Below are 11,236 nucleotides of genomic sequence, written 5' to 3' on the forward strand. Positions count from 1 at the left end.
CAGCTAGAGCGCAACAGAGAACTACAACTCGCGCTTAAATAAAGCGGTCAGCGGTCAGCGGTCAGCGGTCAGCGGTCAGCGGTCAGCGGTCAGCGGTCAGCGGTCAGCGGTCAGCGGTCAGCGGTCAGCGGTCAGAAAATATAAAACCGTTGCTATGCAAATAGCAACGGTTTTTGTTAAGCTATCAGTCATTAGGTTGTGACCGAATTTACCGAACTTTCTCACCCAATAATACATGCCAGAGCAGGCTTTCAGACCAATAATACACAGTGATAATTTAGCTATATCTGCTAACAGATTGTTTAAATTCGAGAAAACACGGTTAGCTTTTACTCCTTCGTCGCTGATTTTGGCTAGCAATTTTTGCCTCTTAATGAGGTTATTTTTCTAATGGTCGTCGTAATGCCCACCAATGGCAAAAATATATATGCACTCATCATCAAACTTATAAATTAACCGATCTTTTTGCGATATACGCTTTGACCATAATCCTGATAAATTGTGCTTTAAAGGCTCTGGTTTACCTAAGCCTTTACTTGGATCTGAGCGCATCATTTCTTTTAGTATTTTACATAATGCTGTATGCAACTTTTTATCTTTCTCTCGTAGTTGCTCATAGGTGAACCAAGTTTTACCCTCAAAGGTTAATGATCTCATCTAGCTGCTCTTGTGTGGGTTTATAACCTGACCTAGTTGTGTGAGTTTTCATTGAGTCAGCGATTTGTTGCATTAAACTACTACTCTGTAAAACATGTAAAGTTTCCTGCTCTCGTTCCCAGTCATCGGCACTCATAACTATAAATGCATCTCCTGAACGCCGTGTAACCTTTATTGGCTCATGGTCACTAACAGTTTGCTCTACGTATGTTTTTAAGTTTTCTCTAAATTGATTTACGCTGATGCTATCCATAATTAAACCTCAATAATGTACGGTAATGTCGTACATTATAATAAAAAAAATATATCAAGTCACTTTAAAGGACAAATAACAGTCAATAAAGAACGAGTAAATTGACTTTATTAATAATCCATTTAAAAGGCTTTGCCCAAAGTGCAGAAATAAAAATATCCGATAATGCAGTGCATTGATGTTGTCTGAAAGGGTATTTTTTCGTTGGCTTTCACGGTACTCAACCACAACCTACACAGCCAATTTTAACGCCGAGCTTATCACTTACAACTTAAGGCTTACCGCTCCTAGCAGCCCTGAACCTGACGGCTGACGGCTGACGGCTGACGGCTGACGGCTGCACTCTATCGCACCAACACATAAATCAATTGCACAACCAATGAAATCATCACCAACGGCCAGATGTATTTGGCGTATTTAGTCGCGCCGTCTAGGCCTATTTTAGACTGGTACTTTTCAAGTAATGGCACCAGAATAATCAGTGCGACAAACAGTGAAATTAAAATCACGAAAATATTCATACCATTCCTTATTTATTGAATATCTATCGAGTATACCCAAAAAGCAGGCAAAAAAAAGCGCAGTAAATACTGCGCTAGTCGGTTGGAAGTAAAAAGTTACCTAACCATACTCAAGCTTGTTGAGTATGCTGTAATGATGTGATTAACCTACCAGGGCTAACAAGATACCAGCAGCTACAGCGCTACCAAGTACACCCGCAACGTTTGGCCCCATTGCATGCATTAACAAGAAGTTATGCGGGTTGCTTTCAAGACCCACTTTATTAACTACGCGTGCAGCCATTGGTACAGCGGACACACCAGCCGCACCGATGAGTGGATTGATTGGTGATTTAGAGAACTTATTCATGCCTTTTGCCATAAATACACCTGAAGCTGTACCGATTGCAAAAGCCAAGGCGCCGAGCACCAAAATACCAATTGTCTCTACCGTTAAAAACTTATCAGCAGCGAGTTTTGAACCTACAGCTAGACCTAAAAATATAGTGGTGATATTAATGATCTCGTTTTGCGCACTGTTACTTAAACGATCAACCACGCCTGATTCACGCATTAAGTTACCTAAGCAAAACATCCCTACTAACGGTGTCGCGGCTGGTAAAAATAGCATTGTTAACGTAAGTACTATAAGAGGGAAAATGATTTTTTCCTTTTTAGATACTGTACGTAACTGTGGCATTTTAATTTGCCGTTCTTCTGGTGTTGTTAATGCGCGCATGATCGGCGGCTGAATAATTGGCACCAATGCCATATATGAGTATGCAGCTACGGCGATAGCACCCAATAAATCTGGAGCAAGCTTTGAGGCTAAAAAGATTGCCGTGGGGCCATCAGCACCACCAATAATCGCAATTGCTGACGCATCTTGTAAGGAAAACTCAAAACCAGGTACGAAGTTCAGCAAAATTGCGCCAAACAAGGTTGCAAAAATACCAAACTGAGCCGCCGCGCCCAGCAATAACATGCGAGGGTTTGCAATCAAGGCACTAAAATCAGTAAGCGCACCAACGCCCATAAATATCAACAGCGGAAACACGCCGGTATCTATACCAATATGATAAACGTAATACAGTAAACCACCGGGATCTGATAAGCCCGCTAAGGGGATATTTGTTAATATTGCCCCAAAGCCAATTGGTAATAATAGTAACGGCTCAAAGTTGCGCGCAATTGCCAGATACAACAGTCCTCCCCCCACAGCGATCATAATAAGTGCTGGGAATGTAAAATTAGCAATACCTGTTGCTTGCCAGAGGTTTAATAATGCTTCCATCCTCTGCGCTCCTAAGCTAGTGCAATCATAGCATCACCCGTTGCCACTGAATCACCTTCAGCAACGAGAATTTCAGCAATAGTACCTGTGTGTGTTGCGCGAATTTCAGTTTCCATTTTCATCGCTTCCATGATGATCACTACATCGCCTTCATTCACCGTTTGCCCCGCTTTCACCTTAATTTTAAAGATATTACCTGCAAGTGGCGCGTTAAGAGTCTCGCCGGATGCAACTGACGCAGATTGTGGAATAAGTTCACTGTCTTTTAAGGTAACTTCTTTTAGCTCGCCACCTTGTGCAACCACAACATCATAAACTTTACCATCAACTTTTACGCTGTACTGCTCTGCTTTAACGGTATTGTTGTTACTCGGCTTATTGCTAACAGCTTGCTCTTTATTAGTAGATTCAGCACTTGGTGCAGCTTCAAAGGCATCTGGATTATTACGATTTTTAATGAACTTCAAACCAATTTGTGGGAATAACGCGTAGGTTAAAACATCATCGATTTGCTCATCAGCAAGTTCAAGACCTTGCTCTTGTGCTGCTTTTAATAGCTCAGCTTGTAGCGATTCAAGTTCTGGTTTTAATAGATCAGCAGGACGACAAGTGATCACCTCAGCGCCATCAAGTACCCGCTCTTGTAATTCTTTATTCATCGGCGCGGGAGTTACGCCATACTCACCTTTTAGCACTCCGGCGGTTTCTTTAGTGATAGTTTTATAACGCTCGCCCGTCAGTACGTTTAATACAGCTTGTGTACCAACAATTTGTGATGTTGGTGTAACTAGCGGTAAATAACCTAAGTCTTCACGTACACGTGGGATCTCAAGCAATACTTCATTCAATTTATCCGCAGCACCTTGCTCTTTAAGCTGATTTTCCATATTAGTTAGCATGCCACCTGGCACTTGTGCTAATAAAATACGGCCATCAACACCTTTTAAGCTGCCTTCAAACGCGGCATATTTTTTACGTACATCACGGAAATAAGCAGCAATTTCTTCGAGCTGATTTAAATCAAGTTCAGTATCGCGCTCCGTGCCTTCAACAATTGATACAATCGTCTCAGTTGCGCTGTGCCCGTAAGTCATACTCATTGATGAAATTGCGGTATCAAGCATATCAATGCCTGCATCAATCGCTTTTTGATATGTCGCGGTACTTAAACCCGTTGTCGCATGGCACTGCATAGCAATTGGGATAGAGACAGTTTCTTTTAATGCTTTGATCAGTTCTTCTGCAGCATAGGGTTTTAACAAGCCCGCCATGTCTTTGATACAAATTGAGTGACAACCTAACTCTTCAAGTTGTTTAGCAAGTGTTAGCCACATATCAAGCGTATGCACAGGACTTACTGTATATGAAATTGTTCCTTGTGCGTGCGCGCCCACTTTAATAGCAGCTTTAATTGCAGTTTCAAGGTTACGAACATCATTCATCGCATCAAAAATACGAAACACATCAACACCATTTTTGTGTGCACGCTCTACAAATTTTTCCACCACGTCATCTGCATAATGACGATAACCTAAAAGATTTTGACCACGTAATAACATTTGTTGCTTAGTATTTGGCATCGCTTTTTTAAGGGCGCGAATACGCTCCCAAGGATCTTCGCCTAAATAACGAATACATGAATCAAATGTCGCTCCACCCCATGACTCAATAGACCAGTAGCCCGCATCATCTAGTTTTTCTGCAATTGGTAGCATGTCATCTAAACGCATACGCGTTGCTAATAATGATTGATGCGCGTCTCTAAGTACTAATTCTGTTAATTTTAATTTGGCCACAAGTCACCCCTTATAGTTTTTGTTTATTTTTGTACTGAGCGATAGCTGCACTGATCGCAGCAATGTGTGCACTTGGTACACCAGGTGCTTTGATTGACGGTGTACGCATAGGCGTTGCAACCGACTGTTCAAAACGGCTCGCTAGTTTAGACATAATGATAATTGCTGAAATCAACAACGAAAGAAAAACGAAAACACCTACCATACCGGTGACCATTAAGTTTGCTGCTGTAGCTAGTAACTGACCTATATCCATGCTGCTCCCCTTGATTTTATTTACCCAACCTCATCACTAGGTAAAAAATCACTTTATTTAAATAATTATGCACCAATCATAACAAAGAAATAGACCAAGTCCAACACTTTGTAAATTGGTAAAACCAATTAATATAAAGCTAACATATCCTCAGTAAAGTTAACACTCTACATTTTGCTATAATTTCACGAAATATAGATGATAAAAATAGTGATTATAGCTATAAATTATAAGCGAAAGCCCAGCTCACTCTCTAAACACCTCGCAACGCCAGCGATTTTTAGTAGACACCAGCAGCAACGAACTAGATTAGATCAATTGGTCTTACCAAAAAAATTACTTTAAAGCTGATTTATACAGCTGGGAATAACTTACAGGTAAAGCTGTAAATTATTCCCAGCCCTTTCAGAAACACGTCAGAGAAAAAACATCAACCTACTGATAGTAAATAATTTATTTTATTGGCACGCAATTGGCATTATTTACTTCGAACAACTTAACAAACCAAGGAGACAACAATGTTACGCTGGACAATTACATTTTTAGTTATTGCACTTATTGCAGCAGTGTTAGGTTTTGGTGGTATCGCTGGTGCCGCAGCAGGAATTGCTAAGATTATCTTTTTTATCTTTATAATATTGTTAGTTATTTCACTTATTTCAGGCGCATTGCGTGGCAATGTCCCGAAGTGATCAATATCAAGGTCTAACATAATTAACAGAACATTATATTTTACAAGGAATTACATTATGAAATCGACAACATTAAAAACAGCCGTTATCGCCCTTTTCGCTAGTTTTTTTATCATGGGTTGTGAACCAGGCCCAGCAGAAAAAGCAGGTGAGAGCATCGACGAAGCCGCTACAGATGTGGGTAATAAAATTGAAGACACCTGTGAAGAAGTGAAAGAAGGCGTAAACGCCGAAGAAACTAACTGTTAAGAAAAAATATTTAAATAAAAAAAGCGGCTTCAATTGAAGCCGCTTTTTTATTTAAGGCACTGTTTTAAAATAATATTTTTATCAACCCTGCCGTATTTCATTCGCTTTACATTTCAAATTTTGCAAAATTTCATATTTTGACGCTTTAAATTATTTGTATGTCCCAACTTAATGACTATCTTTAAAAAGCTAAGTGGAAGCATCTGCAATGTGCTTCCTGTTGTATTTAGCCTAATTATTATAAATACTTGGGAGATTACAATGTTAAAAAATAGAATTTCACTCGCAGTGAGGTATGCACTTAGTGCGGGGGTTATCTCAACCGCACTCATCTATTCACCACTTTCCGCAGCACAAGAAACTGAAGTAGACAAAGACGTCGAAGTTATCTCTGTTACGGGTAGCCGTATTCGGCAACCAGGAGCAGTTTCTGCTAGCCCCATAATTTCCATCGGAGAAAAAGAGCTCGGCTTTCAACAAGAACCTGAAGTTGAACAAATATTAAGAAATTTACCTGCAACAGTTCCCGGTGATGGTAGCAACGTAAACAATGGTTCTGGTGGTGCAGCCACAATAAACTTACGCGGCCTTGGTGCTCAACGTTCATTAGTATTAATGAATGGACGCCGTATGATCCCTTATAACTATAATGGTGCTGTAGATAGCTCAACTATCCCCAGCGCATTGATCGAACGAATTGATATTGTCACCGGTGGTGCATCTGCGGTATATGGTTCTGATGCGATAGCTGGCGCTGTAAACATTGTACTTAAAGATGATTTTCAAGGGGTAGTTTTTGATGCCAAGCATTCAGAAACCGGCGATGGCGATGGTGACAAGGACAGTTTCAGCATCACTCTTGGTTCCAACCTTGAAGATGACAAAGGTAATGTCGTGCTATCCCTTGGTTGGATGAAACGTGATCAAATCCTTTTGGGGGATAGACCATTAGGCCTACTAGGTATTGAAACTAAAACTGGCGCTAACTACGAACAATTCTTAAATGGCGAGCCGCCAATCCCTGCTCCTGACGCATGTAGTGGTCCAAACTCCGTCGAAAGCGGTGGTTCGACAACTGCATTCCCAACACGTTTTGCCATCGTGGGTGCAGGCCAAACCGGTGCCGGACAATTTAGGAATGATGGTACATTAGCAGCTAGTGAATGTAGTGTATTCAACTTTAACCCTTATAACTTCTACCAAACACCATCTGAGCGCTATTCGGCTACAGCACTTGGTAATTACTACCTAACAGATGATCACCAAGTTTATTCATCGGTGAACTTCACTAATACCAGTGTTGATACCCAAGTAGCACCATCAGGAACATTTGGATCTAGTTTTAATTTGCCACTTGCAAATCCATTAATAGGCGATCAAGCTAGACAATTTATGATCGATGGCGCAACGGCTGCTTTAGGTGAGGGAAGTTTAGATTCATCTAATTGGCAAGACATAAATGGCAATGGTATTGTTGATGAAGCCGACTATCTGACAGTCCAGTTAAGAAGACGTACTTTAGAGCTAGGAGCTCGTACTGAACGATTTGACAGTACTCAATTTCAAATGGTAACTGGTGTTACAGGTTATTTCTTAGATGATTGGCAATATGACGCAAGCTACCAGTATGGTGAATCAAATCGTACAACCGTACGTGGTGGTTATACTAATTTAACAAATATTCAAAATGCGTTAGATACAACAGATGGCGTTACTTGTAAAAACGGTGATTCTAGCTGTGTGCCTATAAACTTATTTGGTGGTTTTGGCTCAATCACCGAAGAAATGGCAGGCTATGCGCAAGCAATCGCACTACAACAACAAAAATACAGCCAAGAAGTTTTCACAGCAAGTGTAAATGGCTCATTCAACTTTATTGAAATACCGGGCGCTGGCGCACCACTGGCAATGAGTTTTGGTTATGAAAAACGTAAAGAAAAAGGCTTATTCGAACCGGATGAGTGCTTAAAACTTGCTCCAGCGAGCTGCCAAGGTGGTGCCGGTGGTAACCAATTACCTATTTCTGGTGGTTTCTCTGTTGATGAATTATTTATGGAAGGTTACTTACCTGTTTTAGATGGTTTGCCTGGTGCTGAAACGCTTGATGTAGAATTTGGTTTCCGTTGGGCTGATTACGATACAGTTGGTAGCAATGAAACCTGGAAGCTAGGCTTCAATTGGCGCCCAGTCAGCGATATTTTAGTCCGTGTCATGCAACAACAAGCTACTCGCGCACCTAATGTTGGTGAGATTGCATCCCCAGTAGTTACAGGGCTAGATAATGCCCAAAGCGACCCTTGTTCAATAGCTAATGCTGGCAATATTGATGAAGCATTAAAGCAGCTTTGTATTTCTACAGGTATGAGTGAAGCACAAGTTGGCAATGTTCAAAATGTCATTTCGGGGCAAGTACAAGTAATTAGCGGTAGTGACCCTCTAAACCCTCCTGGTGCCGAAGAGGCTGACACATTTACGGCAGGTATTGTGTGGACGCCTGAATTTAATAGTCTGGAAAACTTTACAATTACATTAGATTACTATGATATTGATATTAGTAATATTATTGGGAACTTTTCTGCTCAAGAAATTCTTGATGCTTGTTATGTGCTTGGTGATACCAATGAATGTGCAAAAATCAACCGGATCGGTGGTGATTTAACAATTGCCGGAGCTGGTATAGAACAATTCACCACTAACTTGAAAAGCCAACGTGCTGAAGGTATCGAGCTTGGCTTTAACTTTGCTGTATTAATGGATGAAATGGGCGAACTGCAATTTTCAGGTAATATCAATAAATACCTAACGCAAGAGTCGCAGAGTTCAGATACAGCTAGAATCATTGACTGTAAAGGTTACTTCAGTACTAGTTGTGACCCTGTTTCAGAACTTCGCTGGGTACAACGTACTAGCTGGGTATGGGAAGACTTAACCATGTCATTACAATGGCGTCATATAGATGGGGTTGATGTAGAGCCAATAGAAGCGCCAAATGTTTTTGAAGATTTTAGAAGTATTGAAAGCTATGACTACTTTGATTTATTTGCGAGTTACTATGCAACAGAAAACATTGTAGTTAATTTCGGTATCGATAATATTTTTGAAAAAGAGCCCCCTGTAGTTGGTGGAGAAGCTGGCGATACTAGCTCTAACTCAGGTAATACATTCCCAAGTAACTATGATGTACTTGGCCGGAAGTTTAAAATGGGTATTAAAGTCCAATTTTAACCGTCCCTGGTAGTAATTTGCACCGCTATTATGCGGTGCTTTTTTATGCCTATTTTTTATTGCAGTAGCTTATGCTCTTGCTTCTAACATTAATCGCTTCATGTCACGTACTGCTTTATCTAAACCATCAATCGCAGCTCGCGCTATAATTGCATGGCCAATATTTAGCTCATAAATCTCTTCCATCGCCGCAATCGGTTTTACATTGTGATAATGCAGACCGTGCCCTGCATTTACTATCAAGCCTAGGCTAGCTGCATACTTTACACCTTGGCGAATATGCTCAAGTTGTTTTTCCAGCTCTGCATCATTTTCTGCATCTGCATAAGCACCTGTATGTATTTCAACATAAGGGGCATTACATGCTTTTGCCGCATCTAGTTGCGCTTTATCTGCATCGATAAATAACGATACCTTAATGCCTGCTTCTGTAAGCGTCGCCGTTGCGGCTTTAATTTTATCGAAGTTACCGACCACATCTAAGCCACCTTCTGTGGTTAGTTCTTCGCGTTTTTCAGGCACTAAACACACATACGCAGGCTTTACTTCTAATGCGATAGCTAACATTTCTTCGGTAACGGCTATTTCAAGGTTCATCCGTGTTTGGATTGTTTTAGCCATCACATACACATCACGGTCTTGAATGTGGCGACGATCTTCGCGTAAATGAATGGTAATGCCATCGGCACCCGCATGTTCTGCAACACTTGCTGCATGCGCTGGATCTGGGTAGCTGGTACCACGAGCTTGGCGTAACGTGGCAATATGGTCAACATTTATACCCAAAAGAATATCTTTCATTTTTTTACCTATAAAATAACGGTTTGAAACCGCGCTAAAGTTAGGGTGAATATCCAAACTATTTGGATATAAAAAGCTCGCGACTTTTTAATGGTTTTTTACCTAGCAAAGGCTTCATTAAATGACGACTTAATTGTTTTGCCATATATAACACATCCGGCGCGCTAAAGTCATGAGCTGCAATCGCATTTAACTGTGCACCAGAAAAACCACTGCCGATTTGCTCCTGCGCAACAAAACCGTACTCAGCAAAATAGCTATAAGTTTGCTCTTGGGCAATTGGCTCTCCCGCCGCATCGAAACTAAAATCAACGCCATAGCCTAGCAATTCTAATAATTGAAATTCATAAGAGCGCAATACAGCTTGTAAATTGGGGTGCTGGTTAAGTTGTTGCAGGTGAGTTTTATACAGTTGATAAACATGGTCAATAGGTTCATTAATTGGCACAATACGATTGGTCAGCTCATTGAGATAAAAGCCACAATAAAGCTGTTCTCCCACTAAAGGCGATTGTGTACCATGCAGTTCAAAGCGCTGAATATATTTAAGGTCGTGCTTACCGGTGTAATTAACCAGTAGCGTTTGGAAGGGTTGTAACTGGGCTTTATGCTTGGTTGCTTGGCGGCCACTAATGCGGGCCAGCATGCGTAACTGGCCAACGCCCTCTACTAGCATATCAAGCATTACTTGTGAGTCACTAAAAGGACGTCGGTGTAATAAGTATGCTGTGTAGAAGTCGCTATCCATAAATTTTGCTTAGGCTATTAATCTTCACCATAGCCTAAGCTGCGTAGTGCACGCTCGTCATCAGCCCAACCTGATTTAACCTTCACCCAAAGTTCTAAAAATACTTTGTTATCAAGCATTTCTTCGAGATCTTTACGGGCTTCTCGGCCTATCACTTTAAGCTTTTCGCCTTTATTACCAATCACCATGCGTTTTTGCGTTTCACGCTCAACTAAAATCAGGCCATTGATATGCCAAATACCATTGTCTTGCCATTTAAACTGCTCAATTTCAACAGTGACAGAATACGGTAATTCTTCACCCATAAAGCGCATCAACTTTTCACGAATGACTTCAGCCGCCATAAAGCGCATTGAACGATCAGTAACATAATCTTCAGGGAAGTAAAACTCACACGGTGGTAAGCGTTTTGTCACTTCATTTTTGATAAGATCGATATTTTTACCTTGTGTCGCCGAGACTGGCATAATGCCCACAAAGTCAAACTTTTCACCCAACCACTTCATATGTGGCAGTACCAGATCGCGGTCTTTTACTTGATCAATTTTATTGATCACTAATAAAACGGGCTTACCATTTTGCTTTACTTTATTAAGTACCATTTCATCGTCAGCATTCCAGTGAGTGCCTTCAACAACAAAAATAACCAGCTCAACATCACCCAATGAACTTGACGCTGCACGGTTCATTAAACGGTTAATAGCGCGTTTTTCTTCAACATGCAAACCCGGTGTATCAACATACACCTGTCTCTTATACACATCT

The 11,236-nt window shown here is 40.9% G+C and carries 12 protein-coding genes; 3 read left to right on the top strand and 9 right to left on the bottom strand.

All coding sequences use genetic code 11. The annotated features are described in order from the left end of the window. Nucleotides 1-387: 387 nt before the first annotated feature. From ENH88_RS11510 to ENH88_RS11535, 6 genes are all read right to left on the bottom strand, one after another. On the bottom strand, nucleotides 388-657 hold the full coding sequence (locus tag ENH88_RS11510) for a Txe/YoeB family addiction module toxin (RefSeq protein ID WP_304182401.1): 270 nt from the start codon (nucleotides 655-657) through the stop codon (nucleotides 388-390). After that, on the bottom strand, nucleotides 638-910 hold the full coding sequence (locus tag ENH88_RS11515; RefSeq protein ID WP_192541627.1) for a type II toxin-antitoxin system Phd/YefM family antitoxin: 273 nt from the start codon (nucleotides 908-910) through the stop codon (nucleotides 638-640). The genes ENH88_RS11510 and ENH88_RS11515 overlap by 20 nt, the downstream gene beginning before the upstream one ends. Before the next feature lie 344 nt (nucleotides 911-1,254). After that, nucleotides 1,255-1,431 carry a hypothetical protein gene (locus ENH88_RS11520; protein ID WP_304182402.1) on the bottom strand — a complete coding sequence of 59 codons (177 nt, stop codon included), beginning with the start codon at nucleotides 1,429-1,431 and terminating at the stop codon, nucleotides 1,255-1,257. 142 nt (nucleotides 1,432-1,573) lie between these two features. After that, on the bottom strand, nucleotides 1,574-2,704 hold the full coding sequence (locus tag ENH88_RS11525) for a sodium ion-translocating decarboxylase subunit beta (RefSeq protein ID WP_304182403.1): 1,131 nt from the start codon (nucleotides 2,702-2,704) through the stop codon (nucleotides 1,574-1,576). Between the two features lie 11 nt (nucleotides 2,705-2,715). Then, the gene (gene oadA, locus ENH88_RS11530; RefSeq protein ID WP_304182404.1) at nucleotides 2,716-4,500 is read right to left on the bottom strand and encodes a sodium-extruding oxaloacetate decarboxylase subunit alpha; all 1,785 of its coding nucleotides are present in this window, start codon (nucleotides 4,498-4,500) and stop codon (nucleotides 2,716-2,718) included. Between the two features lie 10 nt (nucleotides 4,501-4,510). Beyond that, nucleotides 4,511-4,756 (bottom strand): OadG family protein, encoded by a 246-nt coding sequence (locus ENH88_RS11535; protein ID WP_304182405.1) that lies wholly within the window; start codon nucleotides 4,754-4,756, stop codon nucleotides 4,511-4,513. Between the two features lie 518 nt (nucleotides 4,757-5,274). Here ENH88_RS11535 and ENH88_RS11540 point away from each other — a divergent pair. From ENH88_RS11540 to ENH88_RS11550, 3 genes are all read left to right on the top strand, one after another. Continuing rightward, nucleotides 5,275-5,448: a DUF1328 family protein gene (locus tag ENH88_RS11540; RefSeq protein ID WP_304182406.1), complete on the top strand. Its 174-nt coding sequence runs from the start codon at nucleotides 5,275-5,277 to the stop codon at nucleotides 5,446-5,448. A 57-nt stretch (nucleotides 5,449-5,505) separates the two neighbouring features. Further along, a complete protein-coding gene (locus tag ENH88_RS11545; RefSeq protein WP_304182407.1) occupies nucleotides 5,506-5,697 on the top strand; it encodes a hypothetical protein in 192 nt (63 codons plus the stop codon). Between the two features lie 261 nt (nucleotides 5,698-5,958). Beyond that, complete coding sequence (locus ENH88_RS11550; protein WP_304182408.1) at nucleotides 5,959-8,922, top strand: TonB-dependent receptor domain-containing protein; 2,964 nt, start codon at nucleotides 5,959-5,961, stop codon at nucleotides 8,920-8,922. A gap of 69 nt (nucleotides 8,923-8,991) precedes the next feature. On the opposite strand, the gene pdxJ is transcribed toward ENH88_RS11550, so the two are convergent. The 3 genes from pdxJ to era form a co-directional block, all read right to left on the bottom strand. Further along, complete coding sequence (gene pdxJ, locus ENH88_RS11555; protein WP_304182409.1) at nucleotides 8,992-9,723, bottom strand: pyridoxine 5'-phosphate synthase; 732 nt, start codon at nucleotides 9,721-9,723, stop codon at nucleotides 8,992-8,994. 58 nt (nucleotides 9,724-9,781) lie between these two features. Continuing rightward, a complete protein-coding gene (recO, locus tag ENH88_RS11560; protein WP_304182410.1) occupies nucleotides 9,782-10,471 on the bottom strand; it encodes a DNA repair protein RecO in 690 nt (229 codons plus the stop codon). A gap of 17 nt (nucleotides 10,472-10,488) precedes the next feature. Next, nucleotides 10,489-11,236, bottom strand: a 748-nt coding sequence (gene era, locus ENH88_RS11565; protein WP_304182411.1) for a GTPase Era, incomplete at its 5' end; no start/stop codon positions are given.

Source organism: Pseudoalteromonas prydzensis, from assembly GCF_011050055.1.
Taxonomy (GTDB): Bacteria; Pseudomonadota; Gammaproteobacteria; order Enterobacterales; family Alteromonadaceae; genus Pseudoalteromonas; species Pseudoalteromonas prydzensis_A.